Below are 25,081 nucleotides of genomic sequence, written 5' to 3' on the forward strand. Positions count from 1 at the left end.
TGATAAATAATGAGAGGAATGATTGATATGACTACACCATTTCCGAAAGACTTCCTATGGGGCGGCGCTGTAGCAGCCAACCAACTTGAAGGAGCTTATAATACAGATGGCAAAGGTCTGTCTGTTCAAGATGTAATGCCACATGGGATTACAACGCCTAGAACGGAAGCACCTACAGAAGATAACCTGAAACTGATCGGTATCGATTTCTACAACCGCTACAAAGAGGATGTTAAACTGTTTGCTGAAATGGGCTTCAAAGTGTTCCGTACATCCATCGCTTGGTCCCGTATCTTCCCTAAAGGTGATGAATTGGAGCCAAATGAGAAAGGTCTGCAATTCTACGATGACCTGTTCGATGAGTGCCACAAATACGGGATTGAACCACTCGTAACGATCTCTCACTATGAGACACCGCTGCATTTGTCCAAAACATATGATGGCTGGGTTAACCGTAAAATGATCGATTTCTACGAGCGTTATGTAACAGTGCTGTTCAACCGTTTCAAAGGCAAAGTTAAATACTGGCTGACATTCAATGAAATCAACTCCATCCTGGAGGAACCATTCATGAGTGGCGGCATCTATACGCCAAAAGCTGAACTGTCCAAACAGGATCTGTACCAAGCGATCCATCATGAATTGGTAGCCAGTGCGTTAGCTGTGAAACTGGGTCATGAAATTATGCCTGAAGCCAAAATCGGCTGTATGGTACTGAGCATGCCTACGTATCCGTTGACTCCAAACCCGGATGATGTGGTTGCAGCCATGCATGCGGAACAGCGCAATGATATCTTTGCTGATATCCATGCACGTGGTTATTATCCGAAATACATTAATCGTTATTTCAAAGCGAATAATATCAATATTAAGTTTGAAGATGGCGATGCTGAAATTCTGAAGCATACCGTAGACTTTATCTCGTTCAGTTATTATGTAAGTATCTGTGAGACTGGTGATCCCGAGAAACGTATCGAAGGCAAAGGAAACCTGTTCGCAGGTGTGCAAAACCCTTATCTGAAAGCGAGTGAGTGGGGCTGGCAGATCGATCCGCAAGGACTGCGCGTAACCTTGAACAAATACTGGGACCGTTATCAAAAACCATTGTTTATTGTCGAAAATGGTCTGGGCGCAGTCGATGAGCTGATTACGGACGAAAATGGCAATAAAACGGTGAACGATGATTACCGTATTCAATACTTGAATGACCATCTGGTACAGGTTGGCGAAGCTCTTGAGGATGGCGTAGAAGTGATGGGTTATACGTCATGGGGCTGTATTGACCTGGTAAGTGCTTCAACAGCAGAGATGAAGAAACGTTATGGTTTCATCTATGTAGACCGCAACAATGACGGTTCAGGAACATTGGATCGTTACAAGAAAAAATCATTCCATTGGTACAAGGAAGTTATTAGTACAAATGGCGCAAGTCTTAAGAACAACAACGAGTAAATACTAGTTCTATAAGCATAGTTGTGCAAGCACCTTCTGATGTCACATTAACGCACATTAACCGCTTTCACAAAAACATTGTCATATGGATAATTATATGGTAAGATGGGCCTAAGGCTAATGAATACTGGATTGTTACTGTTCAATCAGGCAAAACCAGAGGCGGGGCATATTTCGTGACCTGCTTTGGTTTTGCCTTTTACTACTTTGACGGTGCAAGGTGATGTGGAGAAATGAAAATTGAGAAGGTGCTGAACAACAACGTAGTTACCGTAATTGATCCGGGAGGAAACGAACTGGTCGTTATGGGACGTGGAATTGCCTTCAAAAAGCATACTGGTGAATCGATTGACGAGAGTCTCGTCGAAAAAATATTCTCGCTTGAAAGTAAGGAAGTATCACAGAAACTCAAAACACTTCTGTCTGATATCCCGGTTGAATATGTCGAGTGCTCGGATGAGATTATCCGTTATGCCGAGACGGTGTTAGGTGAGAAGCTGCATGAGAGCATCTACATTTCACTGACGGATCATATTCATTTTGCCATTGATCGACATCGTCAAGGATTGCAGATCCGTAACGCATTGTTCTGGGAGATCAAGCGCATGTACCGGAAGGAATATGCCATTGGACTCAAGGCGCTACAGATTATTGAGGAAACATTAGGTGTCCTGCTACCCGAAGACGAATGCGCATTCATTGCAATGCATCTGGTTAATGCCCAGATGAACGGTGAGATGAGGGAAACAATCAGTATTACGAACATCGTTAAGGACATACTTAACATCGTAAGACGTAGCTTTGTGATTGAACTTGATGAAGATTCATTGAGTTATTATCGATTTTTAACTCATCTGAAGTTCTTTGCCCAACGTGTGTTGCAAGGAACGGCGATTGAAGATAAAGAAGTAGATAATCCGCTTCATGACTTGGTGAGCAAGCAGTATCCGGAAGCACATGCATGTGCAGTAAGGATCAGTGACTATACGCGTAAGATCTATAATCGGGTATTGTCCAAGGAAGAAATACTGTATCTGACCATTCATATTGAACGGATTGTCAGAAATGAACAAACAATTGAATAAAGTTGGGATTGTTACTGCTAAAAAGGCAAAACCTAAACGTTGAATAATGATAAGCTTTTCTGCTTTGTCATTATTCAGTGTTTAGGTTTTTTTTTAACCTTCATTACACATAAAAGGAGCAAAACACAATGGATAAACAACAATTGTCCAAGGACATTTTGAAGCTTGTTGGTGGGGAAGAGAATATCGATCAAGTCACACACTGTATGACAAGACTCAGATTTAACCTGAATGACAACCAAAAAGCGGACAAAGCGACGCTGAAAAATACACCAGGCGTTATGGGCGTGATGGAGAACGGTGGACAGTTCCAGGTTATCATCGGTAACGATGTGCCTATCGTGTATAACGCACTCGTTGGCAACATGTCCAAATCACCAAACGCAGATAATGCAACCTCAAGCGCTTCAACTGGGGAGAAGAAAAAGAGAAATCCAATAAGTGCGCTGTTCGACTTCATCTCAGGTATGTTTACACCAATCCTGCCTGCAATTACGGGTGCAGGTATGATCAAAGGGATCGTGGCTATCCTTGTCGCACTTGGATGGTTGTCCGATACTAGTTCAACCTATATCATTTTGTCGGCAATTGGTGACGGTGCCTTCTACTTCCTGCCAATCATTCTGGCGATCAGTGCTGCACGTAAGCTGGGTAGTAATATGTATATTGCCGCGGCGCTTGCTGCGGGCATTATGCACCCGACCATTACAGCATTGCTGGCCGATGGTCACAATTCATCCTTTATGGGGATTACAGTCATAGCGGCAACGTATTCTTCTACAGTTATTCCGATTGTTCTGGCCGTTTGGATTGCTTCATATGTAGAGAAAGCCGTTGATCGTGTTATACATGCTTCACTTAAGTTACTCATTGTTCCAACAGTTACCTTGTTAATTATGGTTCCACTGACGTTGATGACAGTAGGTCCATTGGGTACGGTTCTTGGTAATGGTTTGTCCGGTGGTATTTCATGGTTGTTCGACAACATGTCCATCTTCGCAAGTATCCTGATTGGTGGTACGATGTCACTGCTGATCATTACAGGTATGCACTATGCGTTGCTGCCAATCGTTGTTGGTTCAATGACAACACTGGGTTACGACTTTATTATTCCACTGATGTTTGCAGCTAACTTGGCACAAGGTGGTGCAGCATTTGGTGTAGGTCTCAGATCGAGAAATAGCAAAACCAAATCCCTGGCCTATTCCACAGGTCTTACGGCTATTATGGGGATCACGGAACCAGCGATGTATGGTATCAACATGAAGTTCAAAAAACCATTTATCGCAGCTCTCAGCGGGGGTGCTATTGCTGGTGCATTCATGGGAATCTTCAATGTTAAATCGTATGTTATTACAGGACTTGCAGGTCTGCCGAGTATTGCGGCATTTGTCAGTCCAGCAATTAGCACATTGATTTATGCTTTGGTTGGTGGTTTGATTGCCATCGTAGCGGCAGCAATCATTACGTATATCTTGGGCTTCCAAGAAGAAAATGCATCGGAGCCAGTAGCTGCACCAGCAGCAGAGCCGGCAACACCAGCAGCAACAACTTCTGCTGCTGTAACTGAAGAAGCAAAAGCACAAGATGAGCAAGTATTCAGCCCGATCACAGGTGAAGTTAAACCGCTGAGCGAAGTGCCAGACCCTGCGTTCTCTGAAGAGATTATGGGTAAAGGATTCGCGATTCAACCATCTGAAGGTCGCGTCGTATCTCCGATCAACGGAACCGTGTTCTCGTTATCGAAGAGTGGACATGCCATTGGTCTGGTAAGTGATACAGGCGCAGAGATGTTGATTCATATCGGGATTGATACCGTGAAGCTGAAAGGTCAATTCTTCTCTCCTAAAGTTCAAGCAGGTGCGAAGGTTGCTGTAGGTGATGTACTGATGGAGTTTGACCGGGAACAGATCGAAAAAGCCGGTTACACAACGATTACACCAGTCATTATTACAAATATGCATCAGTATGAGTCGATTGAGTCTGCTGGTCGCACTACGATCAAAGAAAAAGACTTGTTGTTCACAGCTAAAGCTTAACCATAAAAATGAAACAGCAGCTTCACTGGAATGTAATCCGGTAAAGCTGCTGTTTTTTTGCTTATAGCCTTTTACACGGAAAGCATCCCCTGAACCAATTGCACAAAATGTTGTGCAGGCTTGGACAGATAGCGGTTCTGCAGCCAGACCAGCGCCGAGCCAACCGTGGAATGCTGGTCCTGAATGCGATATACGTGAAATGGGTGCTCGTGATATAGCTGTAGTACCGTGTGAGGCACGATGGAACTGGCAAAGCCGAGTCGGACCAGCTCGAGCAACATATTAATGTCTGAGCACTCACCCATGATGGAGGGGGTAACCTGATGCTCCCGAAACTTGTCCAAAATTAGCTCGAACATACCGAGTCCTTCTGTGCTTGGAAGCAGTAGAGGGATACCTGTAAGCTGCTCAAAATAAGTCCCCATCTCCACTCCTGGTCCCATCTCTGTCGGACTATCAAGCGGTGTTGAAGAAATGTAGAAAAGGGGTTCCTGTGGCAGATGCAGAACCTCATAACGTTCAGTCTGGACAGGCATGCGTACACAGGCAAGTTCAACTTTGCCATCTTCCAGCAATCGGCATAATTGCGCAGATTCATTTTGTTGAATTTTATAGGTAACCTGTGGGTGGGTGGTGCGAAACTGTTGCAGTGCTTGCGGGATCAGGCGATCCGATATGGTATTGATGCCGATGGCGAGTTTGCCCCGTATGCCGTGACGGAAACTTTGCATCTCCATTACAGCTTCCTCCATATATTTGGTCAAGGTAACCGCATAATCATAGAAGCTGCGACCCGCCTGCGTTAGTTCCATCATACGTCCTTTGCGTTCAAACAAAATTACGCCAAGCTCTTCCTCCATTAACTTTAGTTGCTGACTTAAGGGTGGCTGAGCCATGTGCAGTCTTCGAGCTGCGGCTGTAATCTGTTTCTCCTCAGCAATGGCAATGAAATAGCGACATTGTTTGATATCCAAGTGGTTGTTCTCCTTCGCCTGCAATGTATATGTAATTCATATGGAAAGGCAACAAAACATGTATTTTTAATATACTACGATCTTATGTTACCATACATTAGATTTGCATACCTGACTAACAGGGTTTGGTTTCTATATGAATATTACTGCATGAGAAAGACCTTGAATTGGAGGATAAAACAACGTGGTTAGAACAATACATGATGCTGCTCAAGCGGGCCATACCGATGAGGTCATTCGATTTATCACACAACAGGGTAGCCGGTTGAATGAACGGGATGCATTGGGGCGAACACCTCTGCTGGCTGCGGTGCACGGTAACAAGATAGACACGGCAAGGATGTTAGTGGACGCCGGAGCCGACATTAATCTTCGGGATGCACGATTGGACAACCTGCTGTTATACGCGAGTGCTGAGGGTATGTATGACATGGTCGAATTGGCGATCACAGCAGGTGCAGATACGAGGTTAACGAATCGTTTTGGCGGCACAGCCCTTATCCCAGCAGCGGATCGGGGCCACGTGGACATTGTGGAGCTTCTGCTGACACGCAGTGATGTGGATGTGAACCATATCAACAACCTGGGGTGGACAGCCTTGCTGGAAGCGGTCATTTTGGGAGATGGTGGGCCGCGTCACCAGCAGATTGTTGCCTTGCTTTTACAATATGGTGCAGATCCAAAGATTGCGGATCGGGACGGGATTACACCGCTTGCACATGCGAACCGGCATCGGTATACCGAGATGGAACGACTATTAACCCAAGTCTGAAAAGGCTATACATTTATGATACAGAACAGTGAAAGGATATTCCAAACGAATGAACAGACATCAAGAGCATTTTTTACAAAAGAATATGAAGGACGTATCTTCACTGATTTTGGCAGGTATACAGTGGTTTTTCTTCCTGTTTACCAATACCGTTGTTGTTCCGCTATCCATTGGACATAATTTTCATCTGTCTCCGGATGCCATCGCTGCCTCCATGCAGCACGCATTTATCCTTACCGGAGCAGTGTGTATTCTTCAAGCCGTATTTGGTCATCGATATGCGATTATGGATGGTCCGTCAGGATTATGGTGGGGATTGACGCTAAGTTTGACGGTATCTGCTTCATCGGCCGGTATGAGTATGGAGCGTATTGGCGGTGGGCTGGCTGCAGGTTTTCTGTTAGCGGGATTAACGATGGTGATTCTGGGTTGGCTGGGAGCAGCGCAAGTGCTGCAAAAGCTGTTCACACCTATGGTGAAGAGTGCCATGTTGTTCTTAATGACGATTCAATTAACCATGAATTTTTTCAAAGGTATGATTGGATATACGGAGTTTGGTCGATTCGATCTGCCTGTTGCCGCATTGTCCGTTGTCATTGCATTTTTGGTGGCATGGATTCAATTAAAGGGCAGGGGGAAGCTGGGGAACTACGCGATCCTGATTGGGATTGTGGCAGGCTGGATCGCTTATAGTCTATTGTTTCCTGGACAACATAGCGGACAGCCGAATCAGGCCCCGGCTGGTCTCGAACTGTTTCCGTGGGGAGCGCCCAGATGGGAACCGGGTATTGTCATTACTGCATTTTTCGTGGGACTGGTGAACATGACGAATTCGATCACCACATTAAGCACAGTTGAGAAACTATACCGGACAGAAACAACAAGTCGTCAGTATAGGCATTCCTATGCGCTAACGGGTCTGTTCACGATGTTGTCAGCCTGTGTAGGTGTGCTGCCCTTTGGTTTATTTGCATCATCGATCGGGTTCCTGGAGAGTACTCGCATTCTGCGTCGTGCTGCCTTGATTATTGGAGCGGGGATGTTATGTGTGATAGGTCTTACACCTTCAGTGACAGCATTTTTTGCACAAATACCACCAAGCGTCGGCAGTGCGGTTTTGTTCGTGGCTTATCTTCAGATGTTTGGCACGGCACTTAGAACGCTTGAAGGTACGACGTTTAATTCTAAAACGATCTATCGTGTAGCGTTGCCGGTCCTCACGGGAGTTGCGGTCATGAATATTCCTGCGGAGGCCTTTCAAACTTTGCCCATGTACCTCATTCCGATCATAAGTAATGGTCTCGTCATAGGGGTATTGGTTTCACTGGTTCTTGAAAAAACCGTGAACTGGTCCAAAATGGAACAACCAGCGACAGTTAGTAAAGCGGCATAAAGAGTTTCATCTTGCGACAGTCCAATTTGATTGGGCTGTTTTTTTGTTTTTGTTACAGGTTTTAAGGCTATTTAACTATTTCACAATGATTTTGCCTTGTCCTGCAAGCATTCGCATCTCTCTAGAGAGACGGTCCTGGTTCCCATCCTGCATTTCGAGTTGAACCCCATAGTGCCATGAGGTATTTTTTTCTTGACCCCAGCGGAGAGTGCCTTCCATATATAGAGGGTCTTCAAAAAGCAGCATATTCATTCCAATCCGAATATCGTTATTCTCTACAGGAAGGGATAGCGGAAATGACAGCTGACAGCCGGATCGACTGATGTCACAGAGTTCAGCCTGAATGGGCTTGGCTGGTGCGTTAACCCCGTTGATGCTGAGAATATAGATCTCAAAGTGGATCGGTTCCTTCAATGTGTATCGAAAGGGTTCTTTTCTATTGTTAATTGACATGGCTTGGCTTCCTCCATCAGGTTCAAAAAAAGTCAGTTATGCTTATATCGACCATTTGGAGCGAGAAATGAAGAGTTGCGCAAGCAGAGATGGTCCGTGGGTTCCTTTTACACGTGTATCAGGCTTGATATAATGATGGAATATATTTCTGAGGTCAGACTTGGATCAGACAGAAGGGACGGGTGAATATGAGAGGAACATTTCAAATGGTTACAGATACGGCAACATTGTGCCTGTATGATCTGGCAGCGTTAAAACATCGGCTTGAGGATACTTCGGACTGGTGGTCCATTCCAGTGGATGAGCTGGCTGAGGTGAATACAGGTCATTGTCTGTTCTTGAATCTGGGTGCGGATGGAGTGTATGAGGTGGAATGGAGCCTGGAGGATGTGGAGGAGGATTCAGATCCAGATCACGCAGCGGAACGGGAAAAGGTGTATCATCTGCAAGTTCCGTCTGGGCACGTCTATCTGGGAGCGGCGGATGATGTCACTGGCGGTGAATTGGAGCCGGATGAGACGTGTGAAGGGGTTCTGTTTCAGTTAAAGCCGGGAAATTATGCGTGTATCGTCTCCAGAGAAGCCAGTCGGATCACCATTGTCATGACACCAAGTATTCAGGGAAATAACACGCTGGATGAATTAATCCGGATATAGTGTACATATACGAACAGGAGGGATTCATATGCAGGAATGGAACGAGATAACGATGATGAATGCAGATGCCCTGCGTAAACGGATGAGAATACTCACTGCTTTGGATATCATTTTTTCGGAGGAAGAATGGCTACGCGTTCATCATTATGAAGATAAAATTCAGCCAGGTGTGGCATGGGGAAGCATCAATAACGGCGCAGGTGATCATCTGCATGTATTGTTTACGAACTCAGGCACGTTGATCAAAGGATTCGATCATGAGTCACCCTTGAGCCCACATGCTCGTGAGGACGGCGAAATCTATTCGGGCATGTACGATGAAGTACCAGAGGTCTTGATGGCAGTTCTGCGAGATCAGGAGGAAACATTGGATCTGGAGGATGTGACCTTTTGCCTATGGCAGGAAGGGAACGACTTGCCATGGAAGGTTGGTAACTGGATTCAGCTGGCGATGGCCGAGGAAGACAAAGCGGACGCCAGAGGTGGCGCAGAATTTTTACTGGGATATTTGGAGAAGAACCCGGTAGATTACGTTGATTGGGCCAAAGGGTACTATGACTTGCCGGATCTGCCGTTGGAAGCCGTAGCTGAAGTATATGAAGAAAAACCGGTGACCGCCAGACTGATTAAGCAGTTGTGTCCTGAGCGAGATGTGGCAGCAGCACTGGATGAGTTGCAGCAACGCGGGTACGCCGTGGAACAAACGTAATGGAGTAGCAAAGGAGGGAAGTAGGCCATGTACAATGTACAACTGGAACGTATGCGTGAAAAGTTGATCACTCTCCGAAGTCTGGACCCGGATCTGGAGCTGTTTGGCGCAGAAAACCATGAATATGAGATGGTACCTGTATGGACACAGGAGGATATTACGCAATTTGAACAGAAATGGCGAATTGAGTTGCCGGAGGACTATAAGGTATGGCTTCTTCATATGGGAACGGGTGGTGCAGGGCCTTATTATGGTCTGGAAAACCCGGATGACGGCGTATACGCTGTGCTTGGTTATGACGATGAGCTGAACGCGGTCTCGGACCCTTTCCAATTCACGGAAGCATGGAACTGGAACTATGACTGGTTCGATGATAGCAAGGAAGAAGAGGAATGGGAAGCGCTGGAACATGAATATTTTGATCCAAAATGGTCGGCAGGCATGCTGCGCATCAGTGATTTTGGTTGTGGCGTCTCCATGAATCTGGTTGTTAAGGGGGCCTCCTACGGAGAGATCTGGGTTGATGACCGGGCTAACCGCAATGGAATCTATCCTGATCAGTATTGGGGCAATACGAATCGATTACATTTTCTGGACTGGTATGAGTTGTGGTTGGATCGTTCAATCCATCAAATGCATGAACAAAAGCAACAATCTGGAGCGAACGAAGTCTGAAGGAGGTTGTACATATGGGCTGGGAATATGGGATTAGAACAACGGAGCCTGCGATTTTACCTGAAGTTGTGAAGCGTTTGGCAAGTTCATTAAAATTTACCGAAGTGTATAGTTTGGAACACCAAGCCAACGGCTTTGTATTGAAACGTGAAGATCCTTCCTGGCCTAGAGCCCTTGAAGTGTGGATAGAAAAAGCTTCCGGGTTAGAAGAGATTGTGGATGGGGATTCGTATATCTACTGTTTGTTTCATATCTGGGGTGAAGAGGCGCGGAGCTGGATGCATCAGATGGAGCAAGAAACCAGGCGGGTTGATGGTGGTTTAATCTGGTTTGAACTCTGATGGGTAGAAGATTTGCCTGAAACAGGAGGAGCATATGGCTAAAAAATCAAAGAGAACAATTCCTGCGCTCATGTATCAGTATCAAGGTCCACAGCGGAATGTGGGTTTTGTTTTATCCCCTTTATACATACAAGAATCGGTTGAAGTAGAGATGGAAGACATGCTGTTCATATATAATGAAGACTTTGACTATATTTGTCCCGCATTGGATCGTGCATTTCCCTTAACTGACCCGCGAACTGGAGAAGAGATGAAGGCTCTTGATTCCTGCTGGGAGAATCCGATTACGAAGGATGTGTGGGTGGGGATTTTATCAGAGCTGGATCAACAGGTGGTTGCAGAGCCTGAATTACGGAACTTTTTGAATCAGTTTACAGCTTGGGTGAAAAACCATCTGCAATTGGCTGACGGGATCGAAGTCACCGGCAACCTGTAAGTTAGTTGATCTTGGATTGTTCATTCGTGTACGTAATTCAGTATACCGGCAGCCGAAGTGCTATGTAATCAAGCTCCCTCATAATGATGGCGGAGCTTTTTTGATGAACAAATATTAAAAACCGTTTGCTTCACTCACCCGTCTTATACCACAGAAAGAGAGAGAAGGAGGGATGCGGGGTGGAAACAAAAGCAGAGATGAACCAGAGGATATATGTACAGACCGAAGACGAGACGGCATTTGTGCAATCCATTATGGAACATCAAGATACGCTCATGTCCATTGCCTACAGTTACCTGCGTAACCAGCAAGATGCGCTGGAAGCGGTACAGGAGATGACGTGCCGGGCTTGGATCAAGCGTCGGACGCTGAACAATGAGAAGGCGTTCAAGTCGTGGATCATTCGGATTCTGATCTATATCTGCATCGATGAGCAGAGGCGCCGCAAGCGGGCGACACCTCTGGCGAAGGAGGATATAGAGGACAGCATTCCGGCGTCTTGGATGATTAGCGTTGATGATAATCGAATAGCTATGGAATCTCTTTTGCAAAAGGTGAAACCAAAATATCGCCATGTATTATTGCTGAAATATTATAACGACATGACACTGACGGATATTGCCTCCATCCTCGGCAAACCGGAAGGGACGATCAAGACCTGGCAGCACAAGGGGCTCCAGCAGTTGCGCAAGTTGATGAGGAATAGGAGGGATTGGCATGACCACTAACCCGGAGGAGAAAGCACTTCTTGCAGACGCATATCAGGTGAAAAGAGATAACCAGCAATGGAATCCGGCGGACACGACTGTTGCGATTCAACGTGGTCTCGCAAAGGCCAGAACAAAACGATCAGGTAGGACCGTTCGTATCAAATGGATCACAGCAGTGCTGATCACGGCCCTGGCTGCTGGTTGGTTTCTCTTAGGTCCGCTTGGGAGTTATGGTCAAGAGCAGGCAACATATACTGAGCCTGTGACCCATTGGGGAGTACTTGAACCCTTTCGTGAGTTGGCAACCGATGTGGAAAAAACCACGATAACATCAGCAATTAATAATGGGTATGTGCAACTTGTAGATCAGACGGTTACATCGGGTATATATGCGTTTACTGTGAATGCAGTTATGGCAGATGAGAATAGAATAACGGTATTGTATACTGCCAAAACGGATGCTTCGCAGGAGATGTATTCGACTGTCAATATGAAGATGACGGATGCATTGACAGGCGATTTGCTTGACAACGGAAGCTCAGGCGGTGTGTATTTTTCGAAGGATAAGCATATAGTGTATGGTCGAAGTACAATTGATCGAAATCGAAATAAACCATTGCCTGATCAAGTGAATCTACAATTCCAGCTGTCTTCAGTTGTACCAGATGTGGTGGATTATACAGGCAACGGGGAGAAGGAACGAAAATATCAATTCTCCAAAAAAATGAATGTTTCTTTCCCTCTGGATCCCAAGTTTTCTATCCCCAAAACGGAAATCATTAACGTTAATCGGACTTTTGTTCTTGGAGGCTATGAGGTCTTGTTGTCGGAGGTGGAGGTGTCTCCGCTGGTAACTCGGGTCAGATTTGTCCATGCACCTGATCAAGAGACTGATTACAAAACGAAGTTGTCGCTCAACGAGATTGTTCGGCCTATCGAGATCATTTCGACCTCCCGTAATGGGAAGCAGACCAAGTTATCCATGGTAGGTGGAAGCGGATCGGAAGATGGAATGATGTATTCTTTCAGTAGCAATCTGTTGGACCATCCGGAGTCCATGGTGTTAAAACTTAGTGGTAAACCAGATAAGGTCTATGATGATTTGCAGGAAGCCAAGAATGATGAACTGGAAATCAAAATCAAATAAGATGAACTAACTGGCAATACTCTTATTCAGATTAGGTGGATGTTAGTGAAAGCAGAGAAGGGATGTCCCTCAAGGTCGTAAGCCTTGTGAGACATCCCTTTTTAAATATGAAAACGGCTGATCTTATACAGTTAAAATATCTACTCCCAGAGCTGGAAGGGTCAACTTTTGATCCAACCTCTCGCTGGTCAACAAGCTGCGATAAGGAACGTCCAGCGTAATCTCTCGTTGCTCATTCATCAAATTGATCAGGAAGAGGAACTTTTGCTCCCCCTTCGTTCGAATCGACAGCTCGACACCTTCCGGCAACTGGATTTTGGGCGCCAATTCCTTTTCCTTCAATATGCCTTCAAACAGCTGATAGAAATACGATGGCTCCGGCCAAGTGCCGACATAATATATTTCACCTTCACCAAACTTATTGACAGTAACCGCTGGTACACCTTCGTAAAAGTCGTTGTCATACCAGGCAATCGGCTCTGCCCCTCGCAGTTCCAGTAGATCACACCATTGCTTCGCAGCAAATGTCTTGCCCTCCACGTTCCGTATCCGATGCTCACTGTTGCCGATGGCATCATATTCACTTACGACAACACCCGCCGCTTCCGCCAATAGCCCCGGCAGAGGCAGCATCTCACATACATTCCTCATGTTCTTCACACCAGTCCGATTGGTAAGGACAACCGTACCACCCTTGGCTGCGAATCGCTCCAGCCGCTGTGCTACTTCTTCACTTAACAGGAAGAGGGAAGGGACAATGACCAGCTTGTACCCATCGAGTTCCTCAGTCCAGTTGATAACGTCTGTACCGACGCCCATTTTCAGAAATGCATTATGCATAAAGGACAAGTTGTCTATATAGTGCATTCCCCCTTCCGCCTGCGGCTGAAGGGAAAGCGCTGTGTGCTGATCATGCGAATGCAGAATAGCAACCTGGGTAACAATGGTTGAGTCGGCGAGCATTTCTCCTAACCGGTTCACCTCGCGAGTAAGCTCGGCAAACTCCCTGAACCTGCGTCCAGGAACATTGCTGTGGTCGATCAGCCCATGCCAGAATTGTTCGGCTCCGCCGGTAGCACTCCGCCAGCGGAAATGGACGACCATATCCGCACCGCGGGCGATTGTCTGCCAGGAGCGAGCTCGGATCAGTCCAGGATACGGGGTGCGCTGAATCGGCATCCAGGCACCCTGTGCTCCGCTGAGCTGTTCCATTACCCAGAAATTCCGGCGTTTGATGCCGCGAACCAAGTCCAGCGTAAGCGCTCCGTTCCTCGGAAACCGATCGCCATAATCGCGATACAGCTCATTCGGATAATAATCAACAGAGACGAAGTCCAATTCGTTGTGCATATCATAATAGTCCAGGCTATTCGGATACTGCCACATGTTATGCGTCACAAATTGGCCTGGACAGTTACGGCGTAAAATCTCAAGCTGCCATCCCAGCAGATAGCCTACGCTGTCAGAACAAAACCGCTTGTACTCCAGAAGATAGGAAGGATTCATCGGTTTGCTGGCACCGAGTGGTGTTGTTACCTCAGCCCAACTGCTGTACTCACCACTCCAGACGACCGTTCCCCACTCCCGGTTCAACTCCTCCAGATTGGAATAACGCTTTTGCAGCCAAGCGACAAATGCACGATTACATGTATCACAATGGCATTCCTGGTAGTGCATCTCGTTATCGATTTGCCAGCCAATGACTGCGGGATGCTGTCCATAGCGCTGTGATATCGCTTCCACAAATTTGGAACCCAGCATTCTCAAGGAAGGGCTGTTGTTGCAACGATGTCCACGCACACCTGGCCGAATGATGTGGCGTTGTTCATCCATGGGCAGCACATCCGGATAACGGGTTGTCATCCAGTTTGGCGGGGTATTGGTGGGGGTGCATAACACAATTTCCATACCACGCGAAGCGAATACTTCTATAGCCGCATCCAGCCATTCAAACTGATAATTACCCTCAGTCGGTTCCATTCGGCTCCAGGCGAACTCCGCCATTCGCACAACTGCAACCCCTGTCTGTTGCATAAGTCTAGCATCTTTCTCCCATAACTCCGGGGTCCATTGCTCTGGATAATAATCAATTCCGATCTTAATTGTCATCCTGTGATCTCCTTTATTTATCAATATATTGCGATTATATGTTATATTAATTCGAGTGAATATCTTAAATAATTAATATGATATAACAATATTAAGATTAGGAGAGTTAGTCGTATGCCTCATCCCAATCGTAATTTTCCGGTGTTATCTGCCCGAGACAAGCTGCTCCCTTTTTATTTACTTGGCATCGGCCTGCATCATGAACAGGAGCATATCCGCCGAGACCAAGGCATTGAGGATTATCAGTGGATACAATGCCGCAGCGGTGTGGGTAAGCTCAAGCTAAGTGAAACGGAACATATCGTCAAGCCAGGTATGGGCATGCTGTTATTTCCTGGACAGAAGCACGAATATTATGCGCTATCCGACAGTTGGGAAGTCGACTGGATCATTTTCGATGGCAACGGGTCAGCAAACTTATTTGAAACCGTGGGCATTGTCGACACATGCGTATACACGCTTGCACAACCTGAATACCTTCTCTCCCGAATGCGGGAGTTGCTGCAAGCTGCCTTAACACCACAAGAGCAGACATTAAGCAATTACGCCTGCTCCGCCATTCTCTATACCTTATTGACAGAGATTATTCAACGCGTATCTGTTGAGGGCAGCGATACGGTCGGGCAGCAGTATGAGCGATTAAAACCGGTTCTGGACTATATTGAACAGCATTATGCTGAAGAGATCACTTTGCCAACGCTGGCTGGATTGATCTGTGTCACACCAGAATATTTCTGTCATTTGTTTAAGAAGACGACAGGTATTCGTCCCATTAGCTATGTTAATCAGGTAAGAGTCAACAAGAGCAAGGAACTGCTGCTCGACAATGTGCAGCGCGGGATGGAGGATATTGCTCGTCAAGTCGGCTTCGAATCGACCAGCTATTATGGAGCCATCTTCAAGAAGCTGGAACGAATTACACCTGGCTTCTTCCGCCGCAGCTATCAGAAGTCGTAACATATTATTATCCGCAAGCGATGTGTTTTTGTCAGAGGCTTTAGGAACTGATCCAAGGGTGGATCAGTTCCAAGTTGGATCACATAGTACTCGTTAATAGAGCCGCTAATTAGCGGCTCAATTTTGTGTGAACGAATAGCATGGTTTTATGTTTTTTCACTATATCTGATCTGCTGTTGCATAAAAATGATAATTGTTGTCTTTTTGCAATTTTTGTATTGTCACAGCCAAAGTTACACGATATAATCGAGTTGTCTTTGAGGATAATATTATAAAGGATGGTGAAATTTTGAAGAAATTTTCGATGCTTTTACTCGCTGTAACTCTATTGTTGTTAACTGTCTCCACAGCCCCATCTACATATGGTGCGGCAAGTTATCCGAACACAGGTACGAACGGGTTGACTGGTTTTGCAGGCAGTGCCAAGAATGAAAATGGTGTATCCAAGTCAGCTACGACAGGTGGCAAGAACGGTCAGGTGGTTTACGTTAGTAATCTCAATGACTTGAGAACACATATGGCGGGCTCTACAGCCAAGATTGTCGTCGTCGAACAGAATATTTCTTCCTCCACGCTTCAAAAGGTTGAATTTGGAGCCAACAAGACACTTGTAGGTTCCTTTGGCAAACATACATTAACGAATATTCATTTCAGATCCACAAGCAGTTCAAGCAATGTGATTTTTCAGAATCTGACTTTTGAACACGCTTCCAATATTAATGCCAATGATGATATCCAGATGTATATCACTTCAGGCTCCAATTACTGGATTGATCATGTGACGTTTGCTGGTCACAGCTACAGCTCTGGCGGTAGTGATCTGGACAAACTTCTGTATATTGGCGATCGCGCCGACTATATTACGATTAGCAATTCCAAATTTGCGAACCATAAGTATGGCGTCATCCTCGGTCATCCGAATGATGGTAACAGCAGTTACAATGGAGTACCTCATGTGACGATGTCCAACAATTATTTTGAAAATTTATATGTACGTGGTCCTGGACTTTTAAGATATGGTTACTTCCATCTCAAAAACAACTATGCAAACAACTTTAATCAGGCCATCACAATTGGTGAAAAAGCACGAATTTATTCCGAAAACAACTACTTTGGTGCCGGCGCTGAAAAGGGAGGCATCCTGGATGACAAAGGAAAAGGTGAGTTTACGGATACGGGCAGTACACCAGCGCTTAATAGTCCGACTTCTCCTAAAACGAACTGGAGACCAAGCTCCAATTACAGTTATCAGGTAGAAAGTTCCAGCTACGCGCGTGAGTTCGTCACCAAGTATGCAGGCTCCTCCAATACAACACTTGTATTTGGAAAGTAAGAGCTGTTGCACATCCTTTCACGACCCAAAAGGCCTGTCTTGTGCGCCATAACGCATGAGACAGGCCTTTTTTATTTGTAAAATGATATGCTTACATATCATTTTACATTTCATATTCATTTTAAATGTTGAATACCGATATACATAAAGTAGCGCTGGTTTCATACTTATGAAGTTAATATGTACTATGCTAAGGCGCTGCGTATTTGCGATTTGCACATAAGCAGGACCAAAGACTACTAGATGTAGTACAGAAAGGCCCTACAACTTACATTTAACCTACATAAAAGGACGGGGTAAGCATGAATCGTATGGACGAAATTATTTGGAAAAGGAACAAATTAATCGGTATCATTTTGTGGATTATTATTGCCATTGGTATGGGGCTGGCCTTTACGATGCCGAAGTTACTTGTGTCCAATGGAGTAGCTCTGATCTTTGTAGTTTGGATTACATACGCTAATGCGAAAAAGAAACATATTCATCTCATTCCATGGCTGATTACTGTATTACTTACAATATGTGGAGTCTATGTCGGTTGGGGAACGGTCAATTTTGCGTTAAGTTTGGTCATAACCGCAGTTCTACTGTTATTTCCTAACAAGAAATTTTTTGTGGTTGGATTTTCGGTATTACTAGTCAACAGTGTTCTTCAATTATTTGTTATGAATACCGTTGACTCTGTTGAGCTAATAGGTAATATCGTTAATGTGGGACTATTCGCTCTCACGGGGGCCATTCTGATGCTGGTCTCCCAGCTGAATCAAAGGCTCTTCCATGAAAGTGAAGTACGCCAGAATGAGGTGGAGCATTCTAAGCAAAGAGTGGAAACCATGCTGGAGCGTGTGAAGGAATCGGTCGAAGGTTTATCACGTTATACAGATCAATTGAAGCAAAAAGTGAATGCGACTGGTTCTATCACCAATGAGGTGACGCTTGGGTTCAGTGAGGTTGCAAAAGGTGTTGAGTTCCAGGCGACCAGTGTGGCCGAGATCTCGGAATCCTTATCTGTATCGGATCAGCATATCAAGGACGTTGCTTCGTATTCGCAGCAGATGAAAGAGTTGTCCGCAAGTATGGCAACGAGCACGCAAACTGGAAGCACACAGATGGACCAGCTAAACATCCAGATGCAAGATCTATATGAAACGATCAATACAACTGCAAATGACATGCGAAAGTTCAACGAGGAAAGTGAATCCATGACGCTTATGCTGAACAGCATAGCGGATATTGCGAGTCAGACCAACCTGCTCGCGCTTAATGCAGCCATTGAAGCCGCTCGTGCGGGTGAGCATGGACGTGGGTTTGCTGTTGTATCAGAGGAAGTGCGCAAGTTGGCAGAGAACTCGGGTCAGTCCGCAAGTGATATCGGAACCATCCTGTCTCGATTAAAAGGACAAACGCAGGCACTGACAGATCGATTCGAACGTATTCGTCTATCGTTACAACAAGGAAGAGATAGCGTCCATACGGCAGAGGAAGTATTCCGTACGATCAACAGCAACTCTCAGCATGTGTTGAATCAAGCGACAGATATCGAGACTAGTTCGGCGACCATGAAGGAATCTTCCACCAGAGTTGTGAATGAGGTTTCCGAGATTTCGAGTGTAACGGAGCAATCCAGTGCAGCGACAGAAGAGATTCTGGCGAGCATGGAAGAACAACGTAACCTGACACAGAAGATGGTAGAGAGCTTTGGAGAATTGGAGCAACTGATTGTGGACTTGAATGAGTTAGTCTCGGATCATCAGGCTTCTTCCGTTGAGAATAAATTTTAATATTAATAGTTGAGGGCCTGTTGGTACGTATTTAGCGTACTAGACGGGCTTTTTTCATCTGGAATACAGCTTGATGCCGACATTTTTTTCCTATACAGTGATGTGTAGAGTATGAAGAGCGTAGAACTGAAACTGTAAATGGTAGTTAAAAGAAGATGTAACCTCATGGGGGAGTAGAAGGTTGAAGGATAAAGGAATGAAAGATAGATTGGACTGTGATGACCGTACATATGAGGTTAGGAATGATAATCGAACTGCACGCGTGCAGCTGTATGATCAGCAATCGTTCAAAGACATGGATTGGCCCGATACGGAGGATGGCAGATATGCCAGAGTCTATCTGGAACCTATGATGCTGGACGGGACCCAAAGCTTTATGTCCAACGTGGAAACGACATTGTTGCTCGCACGAATTGATGATCTCGTTATTCCGCTGACGGTGAATGATACAGAGTATGATAATGCTTACGTTTGTTCGCCATATACGCATTATGTGAGTTACGCCAAGCAGGAATTGACCATGTTGCAGAAGCCTGTGTTGGAAAAAGGTCTTTCTGTGCTGCTCAGTCTAATAGGTTGGGGAATGAAGCAATCACAGATCAACAAAGTTGTGCATGTGAACAACTGGTTGTTGTCCACCAATCTGTATCCAGCCATGTCCGGTGAACAGGCGGAATGTTTGCTCGCATCGGTACAAGAGCGATACCCTGAACATGTCATTGTGTTTCGCTCCTTGTGTCCAGGACTTCATCCCGATCTGACGGCGAGGCTAACGGAAGCGGGCTGCCGATTAATTCCGAGCCGACAAATCTACCTGTACCAAGCGCATGATCCGAATTTTGGCAACTCGAAGTCACGCTGGCTGTTGAAGCGGGATTACGAATTATTGGCCAAGCATGGATACGAATTCGTATCCGTAGCAGATATGCCAGATGCAGATATTCTACGAATCGTTGAGCTGTACAAGCTGTTATATCTTGAAAAATACTCCTATCACAATCCGCAATTTACCGAGCGGTTCATTGCTGCTGCAATGGCATCAGGAACACTCAGGATCTATGGACTGCGAAAGGAGGGACGCCTGGACGCGGTGATGGGTTATTTCTGCCGAAATGGAATCATGACAACGCCACTGTTCGGTTACGATACAGCGGTGCCCCAGTCCATCGGACTATACCGCATGTTATCAGCTTGTCTGATCGGACAGGCTCGCGAGAACGGCCATCTGTTACATGAGAGCGCCGGGGCTGCGCAGTTCAAGCGCAATCGCGGTGCTGTGGCGGATTTTGAATATTCGGCTGTGTATGAGCGCCACCTTCCATGGGGCAGACGCTGGTGTTGGCTGCTGCTTGATCGGTTGTTGAATCGCATAGGTGTGCCGCTGATGCGCCGCATGAAGCTGTAAACAGACACAAAAACGTGCTTACGCTGCCCGATGCAGGTATGAGCTTGCATCTGGTTTGACTGCAAACACGCACTAACAACTGGTTATTGTGATACGCACATTTGTGCGCAATCGCCTAATTAGACATGCTCTGCGAGTTGCACCTCAAAGCCATCTGGATCTGTAATGTAAATAAACCGCAGATGCGGATTGGGCTGGATGGGGCCACGCACAATCGGAATATTCAGTTCTGCCAGTCGTTCCATGGCTTCATCCAGCGAGTTCACCTCATAACCGATCGACACGCCAGCCTCTGGTTTAAGAATGGATTCACTGCCCTCAATCAGTTCCAGCTTGGCTTCATTCTCCATGCCGAGCATTGCAATCTGCCGTCCACGGCTTTCGAATCTGCGCTGAATTGGAAGTCCAAGCATGTCGTGGTAGAACCCGAGTGAAGCTTCCAAATTACTGACCCTCAGCGTGATCCAGTTTAATTTGATCAACATAGGTGAATCTCTCCTTTTGTTTTGCATGATATGTATTTTTGTTACGTTCATTATACGATAGGCTTAAAGTTGAATGAACATAGACACACGTTAATATGGAGAAGGGTTCGTTTGGACTATTTATTTCTAAATTTTTTTTCTCTTAATAGGAAAAAATAGGTATAATGAACTTGGTAATTATGATAATCTTGGTTTGCAAGAAAAATATTGAAGTATAACAAGCATACTTTGAGTTGGGTATTTAAATTTAGTATCAAGTGAAGACCGTAATTTAGTTAACTACTATATATCTTTAGGAGGAGCTATGGCAACATTTTTTACATCTACAGAATTCGCATGGGGTTACATAGGTTTAATGGTCTCGATTTTCGTACTATGTTTGTTTTTTGTCCTCATACCTTACTGGAACAGCAAAAAAGCTGAATCTGACATCAAGGCTAAGCTTGATGAATTATCTAATATTACTGAAATGACAGCAAAGTTTCATAGCTTCAATGATTGGATGGAAAATCAGGATAATAAGTACATCAAGGGACATTTACTCCCCGCATGGAAGAGTTTCTATGTTAAGTATATGAGTTATCAACAGAAAGGCATACTCTACACACCAGATGTATATGACTTCTTTTTTGAAGAGCCTCTAGTACATAAATTTGGAAAAAGAAAGTTTGCAGAAGTTGTTGCGGGTATTTTTCTCTCCATGGGAATTGTAGGAACTTTCGTTGGGATTGCATTTGGTGTATCTCAAGTGCATGTCAATGGCGACTCAAGCACGATGCAAGACGGAATTAGCTCATTGCTTACGGGGATGAAAGTTAAATTTGCATCATCGATTGCGGGAGTTCTGCTGTCTCTCATTTGGCAGTTAATCGACAAAGGAATTTTCTATCCAAGGCTCACCAATGCATTTGGCAGTATTCGTCAACAGCTTGACGAGTCATTTCCAACTCAAGATCAAAGCACGTTATTGTTCAGCATGGACCAACGGCAAGAGAAGCAGATGCAGGATTTTCAGTCTTTTTTGTCAGATGTACTTATCCCTAATATGGTTAACGGTGTGGCAGATTCCATTCAGAAATCACTCGCACCTCAGATGGAACGAACTGAGAAAATGATGACAGATTTAATGCAGACATCGACAGTGAACCAATCCGAGGGTATGCAACAGATGGTTAATCAATTCGTTACTCAATTGAATGAACTAACTGGAGATCATATGAAGAATCTCGGAGAAGCATTGAACAATACCGTGGAATGGCAGAAAAAAGTGCATGAGGAAATGGGTGCGCTTGTGCAATCCATGCAGGATTCGGCTGCGGGACAGTCAGCGATGGTGGACAAGACCACCGTTCTTACGGAACATATTCATAATTATACAGAACGGATTACGGATTATCAGACAGTGTTGGAGAAAACCGTATCGGAATTGAACGAAACAACGGAGAAAAACAGCGAGCTTCAGAAGGTTACAGCAGATCTATTGGACAAAATGACGGAAGAACGCAATACGTTTAATGGTTATTTTGAAAACCATATGAACACGCTTAGAGAAAATGTAGATTCGATTGTGACCCAAACAGGATTACAAGTTACTTTCCAGCAACGTTTAGAAGAGAATTTACAGCGGATATCCAGCATTACACAGAGTCAACAATCATTGGCTGTCACATTATCTCAGCAAGCTGAACTTAGTCAAAGGTCGAATCAGGAACTGGAACTTATCTTTGATAAATTCACAAATAATAATACAGAGTTTGTTCATATCCAAGAAGATATGCAATCCTTGATGAGAGAAATCCAACATGAACGTGAAGCAGTGGGAAATATATCAACTAGGGTGCAAGACCAATTAGCTGAACAACTGGAAAGCATGGATCAGCGAGTGGAACATTTGCAGCAAGTGTGGACTTCAGCAAGCGAATCGATGTCCAAGACGAATAAGCATCTGGAAGTTTCCATGAATCAGTTTACAGATGATATGCATCGTGGTCTTCAAAACACGTTTAATCAATTTGACCAAGAACTAACCAAGTCAGTTCAGCATTTGGCGAGTGGCGTTGATGCGATTCAGGAAGGTTTGATCGATTTGCCTGATGCCATGCAGACATTGAAGCAAACGGTGTTGGAGATTAATCGTCAATCCAAACGGATCATGAATCCGGTAACTTCAGAGTAAGGTGATGATGCATTTTGGCTAGAGGATTTCGCAATGAGCGGCATATGTCACGAGCGCATGAAGGTGAAAAGGAGAGTTTTTGGGTATCTTATACCGATCTAATGTCGGCGTTGCTTGTCATTTTTGCCCTCGTACTCATGATTACCATATATAATACGCAATCGGCGTATGAAGAGAAAGAAGCAGCAATCAATGAAAAAAATCAGATGATTGAGGAAGTCATCGGTGTCAAATCGGAAATTATTCAGGAATTAATCAAAGCATTTAAAGATTCGGACCTAGCTCTGGAAGTCGATCCCCAGACAGGAGCAATCCGCTTCTCTGGCGGGGTGTTCTTCGATTCGAATAGCAGTCAAGTTTCGGCTAAAGGAAGAACGTATTTGGAACAGTTCATTCCGCAGTATATCAATATTCTATTGTCCGACCGTTTTCGCGATGAAATATCGCAAATTATCGTAGAAGGCCATACGGATACCGCAGGCGGATACCTATACAATCTAAAACTTTCCCAAGACCGCGCACTTTCTGTTGTTGAGCAAGTATTCCAGCCTAATTTCCCGGATTTTAAATATAAAGAAGAGCTAAAATCAGTCATTACGGCTAATGGTCGTTCCTTTAGTATACCGATCTTGAAGAAAGATGGGAAAATTGATGCAAATAAGTCCAGACGGGTGGAATTCAAATTCCGTTTGAAAGACGATCAACTATTGGATCAACTTCAAGGGTTGGGTGAGAAAGATGGAAATTAACCAATACTTTTATCAATTCTCGTTTAAACCACAACTGCTTACCGAAGAAAGAATTAAAATGGAACGGAAATACAAAAACAAACAGGCGGATATTATCCGGCAGCGCAGTAGAATGTTGCTTCCGAAATTGCTAGAGATCATTCGCGCTACCCCCATGGAAAATGTTGAGGAATTGGCGCACTCACTGAAGAAAATGGAAGTGCTGATGCTGATCTATAGCGAATATCCATTTCCTAATGAAAATAAGGATACGAGGCAGAAAATTAATCGTATTTTAACAGCGCGTTACTCTGTGGAAGTAGGAAAGACCGCATGGGTAATTTTCCAGCATCAATATGAAGAACCTTACTTGCTGGATCTTTTGCGCTCAATCTATCAAGTCGATCAATTTGGGTTCCTGTTGCTAGACGATAAGATACAGCACCATATGGAAAATGCGATGTACCACGAGTCCGGTATGGTGCAGGGAATTACTTCTGCTCTCCTACTAACGGGAATCAAAATGACAGATACATTTCATGCACTGAAAATCGAAGAAGAATCCAAGCTTGAATCGACTTTGATGCGAAAAATATTGGAGCAAGGACTCTCGCAAGATCATATGATTAATCGGGATGGAACCGATTTTATTGTTCGACTGCTAGAGAATTATTCAATGCACGAATACAAACAGCTCATTAAAAACTATTTAGAGCCACGTAAATACACTCAATTTCATGTCGCAATTGTTCAGCAGGCCGTAGCCAGGTTGAGAGATCCCAGGGAACGCGTCACGGATTGGCAATTTCTAAGTTCCGGTGCTCTTGAAGAAGTCAAACGCTGGCTTATCCAGAAGAAACTGCAGATTCTATTCGAAAACGACCAAGATAACCAACGATTGAACTATTGGAAAAGATTCATTGATTATATGCAGGACGTAGAGCTTGTCCAGGATCCCATGATCGCTTTTATACACTTCGATAACTTCGTTGTGGTTGAATACGGTAAGATGGGGGCGGCCTATTTCTATCATCGTGAAGGATTTGAGAAAATCATTCGTCCGATAAGCACATCACCGACTTTTAGAAACAGCAGGAGCCGCAGCAATAAAGAAAGCATGCTTAAAGTACCTGAATCCAGTCGAGCAGGTGTCCAGCTATTTATAGAGAAATTGGGTCATCATGGTCGAAGCTGGGACGATAAGTTCGATAGCTATATGAGACAGTATTTAAACGGAAGATTTTAGAGAATAGGAAGGCGAAGGC

At 44.8% G+C, this 25,081-nt stretch carries 23 protein-coding genes; 19 read left to right on the plus strand and 4 right to left on the minus strand.

The features are described 5' to 3' along the window. The first annotated feature begins 27 nt into the window (after positions 1–27). From MKY28_RS03770 to MKY28_RS03780, 3 genes are all read left to right on the plus strand, one after another. Positions 28–1,452, plus strand: a complete 1,425-nt coding sequence (locus MKY28_RS03770; RefSeq protein WP_036617361.1) for a glycoside hydrolase family 1 protein — start codon at positions 28–30, stop codon at positions 1,450–1,452. A 233-nt stretch (positions 1,453–1,685) separates the two neighbouring features. Beyond that, a complete protein-coding gene (gene licT / locus MKY28_RS03775) occupies positions 1,686–2,537 on the plus strand; it encodes a BglG family transcription antiterminator LicT (protein WP_036617363.1) in 852 nt (283 codons plus the stop codon). Between the two features lie 128 nt (positions 2,538–2,665). After that, positions 2,666–4,576: a beta-glucoside-specific PTS transporter subunit IIABC gene (locus tag MKY28_RS03780; protein WP_076252801.1), complete on the plus strand. Its 1,911-nt coding sequence runs from the start codon at positions 2,666–2,668 to the stop codon at positions 4,574–4,576. A 71-nt stretch (positions 4,577–4,647) separates the two neighbouring features. Here the strand turns inward: MKY28_RS03780 and MKY28_RS03785 are convergent, their stop codons facing one another. After that, the gene (locus tag MKY28_RS03785; protein ID WP_101315078.1) at positions 4,648–5,550 is read right to left on the minus strand and encodes a LysR family transcriptional regulator; all 903 of its coding nucleotides are present in this window, start codon (positions 5,548–5,550) and stop codon (positions 4,648–4,650) included. A gap of 184 nt (positions 5,551–5,734) precedes the next feature. On the opposite strand from MKY28_RS03785, the gene MKY28_RS03790 reads away from it, so the two are divergent. Together MKY28_RS03790 and MKY28_RS03795 are read left to right on the plus strand one after the other, a co-directional pair. Then, a complete protein-coding gene (locus MKY28_RS03790) occupies positions 5,735–6,322 on the plus strand; it encodes an ankyrin repeat domain-containing protein (protein WP_101315079.1) in 588 nt (195 codons plus the stop codon). Positions 6,323–6,371: 49 nt separating this feature from the next. Beyond that, on the plus strand, positions 6,372–7,715 hold the full coding sequence (locus MKY28_RS03795) for a uracil/xanthine transporter (protein WP_257468256.1): 1,344 nt from the start codon (positions 6,372–6,374) through the stop codon (positions 7,713–7,715). Positions 7,716–7,790: 75 nt separating this feature from the next. Here the strand turns inward: MKY28_RS03795 and MKY28_RS03800 are convergent, their stop codons facing one another. Next, positions 7,791–8,168 carry a PilZ domain-containing protein gene (locus MKY28_RS03800; RefSeq protein ID WP_036617371.1) on the minus strand — a complete coding sequence of 126 codons (378 nt, stop codon included), beginning with the start codon at positions 8,166–8,168 and terminating at the stop codon, positions 7,791–7,793. Between the two features lie 188 nt (positions 8,169–8,356). On the opposite strand from MKY28_RS03800, the gene MKY28_RS03805 reads away from it, so the two are divergent. From MKY28_RS03805 to MKY28_RS03835, 7 genes are all read left to right on the plus strand, one after another. After that, entirely contained in the window at positions 8,357–8,824 is a 468-nt protein-coding gene (locus MKY28_RS03805; protein WP_340934981.1) for a DUF6386 family protein, read from the plus strand. A gap of 28 nt (positions 8,825–8,852) precedes the next feature. Next, positions 8,853–9,533: a hypothetical protein gene (locus MKY28_RS03810; RefSeq protein WP_340934983.1), complete on the plus strand. Its 681-nt coding sequence runs from the start codon at positions 8,853–8,855 to the stop codon at positions 9,531–9,533. A 27-nt stretch (positions 9,534–9,560) separates the two neighbouring features. Continuing rightward, a complete protein-coding gene (locus MKY28_RS03815; RefSeq protein ID WP_340934985.1) occupies positions 9,561–10,208 on the plus strand; it encodes an SMI1/KNR4 family protein in 648 nt (215 codons plus the stop codon). A 14-nt stretch (positions 10,209–10,222) separates the two neighbouring features. Beyond that, the gene (locus MKY28_RS03820) at positions 10,223–10,549 is read left to right on the plus strand and encodes a hypothetical protein (RefSeq protein WP_076318774.1); all 327 of its coding nucleotides are present in this window, start codon (positions 10,223–10,225) and stop codon (positions 10,547–10,549) included. Between the two features lie 34 nt (positions 10,550–10,583). Next, on the plus strand, positions 10,584–10,985 hold the full coding sequence (locus MKY28_RS03825; RefSeq protein WP_340934987.1) for a hypothetical protein: 402 nt from the start codon (positions 10,584–10,586) through the stop codon (positions 10,983–10,985). Positions 10,986–11,164: 179 nt separating this feature from the next. Then, positions 11,165–11,713 carry a sigma-70 family RNA polymerase sigma factor gene (locus tag MKY28_RS03830; protein WP_340934989.1) on the plus strand — a complete coding sequence of 183 codons (549 nt, stop codon included), beginning with the start codon at positions 11,165–11,167 and terminating at the stop codon, positions 11,711–11,713. Then, positions 11,703–12,842 carry a DUF4179 domain-containing protein gene (locus MKY28_RS03835; RefSeq protein ID WP_340934991.1) on the plus strand — a complete coding sequence of 380 codons (1,140 nt, stop codon included), beginning with the start codon at positions 11,703–11,705 and terminating at the stop codon, positions 12,840–12,842. The genes MKY28_RS03830 and MKY28_RS03835 overlap by 11 nt, the downstream gene beginning before the upstream one ends. Positions 12,843–12,965: 123 nt before the next feature. On the opposite strand, the gene MKY28_RS03840 is transcribed toward MKY28_RS03835, so the two are convergent. After that, positions 12,966–14,951 carry a beta-galactosidase gene (locus MKY28_RS03840; RefSeq protein ID WP_340934994.1) on the minus strand — a complete coding sequence of 662 codons (1,986 nt, stop codon included), beginning with the start codon at positions 14,949–14,951 and terminating at the stop codon, positions 12,966–12,968. A 114-nt stretch (positions 14,952–15,065) separates the two neighbouring features. Here MKY28_RS03840 and MKY28_RS03845 point away from each other — a divergent pair, with 114 nt between their 5' ends. The 4 genes from MKY28_RS03845 (at position 15,066) to MKY28_RS03860 (ending at position 20,427) form a co-directional block, all read left to right on the plus strand. After that, positions 15,066–15,908, plus strand: a complete 843-nt coding sequence (locus MKY28_RS03845; protein ID WP_101315012.1) for an AraC family transcriptional regulator — start codon at positions 15,066–15,068, stop codon at positions 15,906–15,908. 289 nt (positions 15,909–16,197) lie between these two features. Next, positions 16,198–17,241, plus strand: a complete 1,044-nt coding sequence (locus MKY28_RS03850; RefSeq protein ID WP_445670881.1) for a pectate lyase family protein — start codon at positions 16,198–16,200, stop codon at positions 17,239–17,241. A 302-nt stretch (positions 17,242–17,543) separates the two neighbouring features. Continuing rightward, positions 17,544–19,022, plus strand: coding sequence for a methyl-accepting chemotaxis protein (locus MKY28_RS03855; protein WP_340934996.1), 1,479 nt, complete (start codon positions 17,544–17,546; stop codon positions 19,020–19,022). Between the two features lie 196 nt (positions 19,023–19,218). After that, positions 19,219–20,427 carry a GNAT family N-acetyltransferase gene (locus MKY28_RS03860; RefSeq protein ID WP_340934998.1) on the plus strand — a complete coding sequence of 403 codons (1,209 nt, stop codon included), beginning with the start codon at positions 19,219–19,221 and terminating at the stop codon, positions 20,425–20,427. Positions 20,428–20,546: 119 nt separating this feature from the next. Here MKY28_RS03860 and MKY28_RS03865 read toward each other — a convergent pair whose 3' ends face one another. Next, a complete protein-coding gene (locus tag MKY28_RS03865) occupies positions 20,547–20,912 on the minus strand; it encodes a VOC family protein (protein ID WP_076328197.1) in 366 nt (121 codons plus the stop codon). A gap of 574 nt (positions 20,913–21,486) precedes the next feature. Here MKY28_RS03865 and MKY28_RS03870 point away from each other — a divergent pair. From MKY28_RS03870 to MKY28_RS03880, 3 genes are read left to right on the plus strand one after another with little or no spacing between them, the layout of a single operon-like run. Then, on the plus strand, positions 21,487–23,088 hold the full coding sequence (locus MKY28_RS03870) for a hypothetical protein (protein ID WP_179086493.1): 1,602 nt from the start codon (positions 21,487–21,489) through the stop codon (positions 23,086–23,088). Positions 23,089–23,102: 14 nt separating this feature from the next. Then, positions 23,103–23,837 carry an OmpA/MotB family protein gene (locus tag MKY28_RS03875; RefSeq protein WP_245838147.1) on the plus strand — a complete coding sequence of 245 codons (735 nt, stop codon included), beginning with the start codon at positions 23,103–23,105 and terminating at the stop codon, positions 23,835–23,837. Further along, entirely contained in the window at positions 23,827–25,062 is a 1,236-nt protein-coding gene (locus tag MKY28_RS03880) for a hypothetical protein (protein ID WP_076328195.1), read from the plus strand. Before MKY28_RS03875 ends, MKY28_RS03880 begins: the two co-directional genes overlap by 11 nt. Positions 25,063–25,081 lie beyond the last annotated feature (19 nt).

The organism is Paenibacillus sp. FSL R5-0473 (assembly GCF_038004565.1).
Lineage (GTDB): Bacteria > Bacillota > Bacilli > Paenibacillales > Paenibacillaceae > Paenibacillus > Paenibacillus amylolyticus.

Coding starts and splice junctions, on each gene's coding strand:
- MKY28_RS03815 (WP_340934985.1), top strand. CDS start 9,561: ATGTACAATGTACAACTGGAACGTATGCGTGAAAAGTTGATCACTCTC.
- MKY28_RS03805 (WP_340934981.1), top strand. CDS start 8,357: ATGAGAGGAACATTTCAAATGGTTACAGATACGGCAACATTGTGCCTG.
- MKY28_RS03780 (WP_076252801.1), top strand. CDS start 2,666: ATGGATAAACAACAATTGTCCAAGGACATTTTGAAGCTTGTTGGTGGG.
- MKY28_RS03825 (WP_340934987.1), top strand. CDS start 10,584: ATGGCTAAAAAATCAAAGAGAACAATTCCTGCGCTCATGTATCAGTAT.
- MKY28_RS03860 (WP_340934998.1), top strand. CDS start 19,219: ATGAAAGATAGATTGGACTGTGATGACCGTACATATGAGGTTAGGAAT.
- licT (WP_036617363.1), top strand. CDS start 1,686: ATGAAAATTGAGAAGGTGCTGAACAACAACGTAGTTACCGTAATTGAT.
- MKY28_RS03855 (WP_340934996.1), top strand. CDS start 17,544: ATGAATCGTATGGACGAAATTATTTGGAAAAGGAACAAATTAATCGGT.
- MKY28_RS03770 (WP_036617361.1), top strand. CDS start 28: ATGACTACACCATTTCCGAAAGACTTCCTATGGGGCGGCGCTGTAGCA.
- MKY28_RS03800 (WP_036617371.1), bottom strand. CDS start 8,168: ATGTCAATTAACAATAGAAAAGAACCCTTTCGATACACATTGAAGGAA.
- MKY28_RS03795 (WP_257468256.1), top strand. CDS start 6,372: ATGAACAGACATCAAGAGCATTTTTTACAAAAGAATATGAAGGACGTA.
- MKY28_RS03840 (WP_340934994.1), bottom strand. CDS start 14,951: ATGACAATTAAGATCGGAATTGATTATTATCCAGAGCAATGGACCCCG.
- MKY28_RS03865 (WP_076328197.1), bottom strand. CDS start 20,912: ATGTTGATCAAATTAAACTGGATCACGCTGAGGGTCAGTAATTTGGAA.
- MKY28_RS03820 (WP_076318774.1), top strand. CDS start 10,223: ATGGGCTGGGAATATGGGATTAGAACAACGGAGCCTGCGATTTTACCT.
- MKY28_RS03810 (WP_340934983.1), top strand. CDS start 8,853: ATGCAGGAATGGAACGAGATAACGATGATGAATGCAGATGCCCTGCGT.
- MKY28_RS03880 (WP_076328195.1), top strand. CDS start 23,827: ATGGAAATTAACCAATACTTTTATCAATTCTCGTTTAAACCACAACTG.
- MKY28_RS03845 (WP_101315012.1), top strand. CDS start 15,066: ATGCCTCATCCCAATCGTAATTTTCCGGTGTTATCTGCCCGAGACAAG.
- MKY28_RS03870 (WP_179086493.1), top strand. CDS start 21,487: ATGAGTTATCAACAGAAAGGCATACTCTACACACCAGATGTATATGAC.
- MKY28_RS03835 (WP_340934991.1), top strand. CDS start 11,703: ATGACCACTAACCCGGAGGAGAAAGCACTTCTTGCAGACGCATATCAG.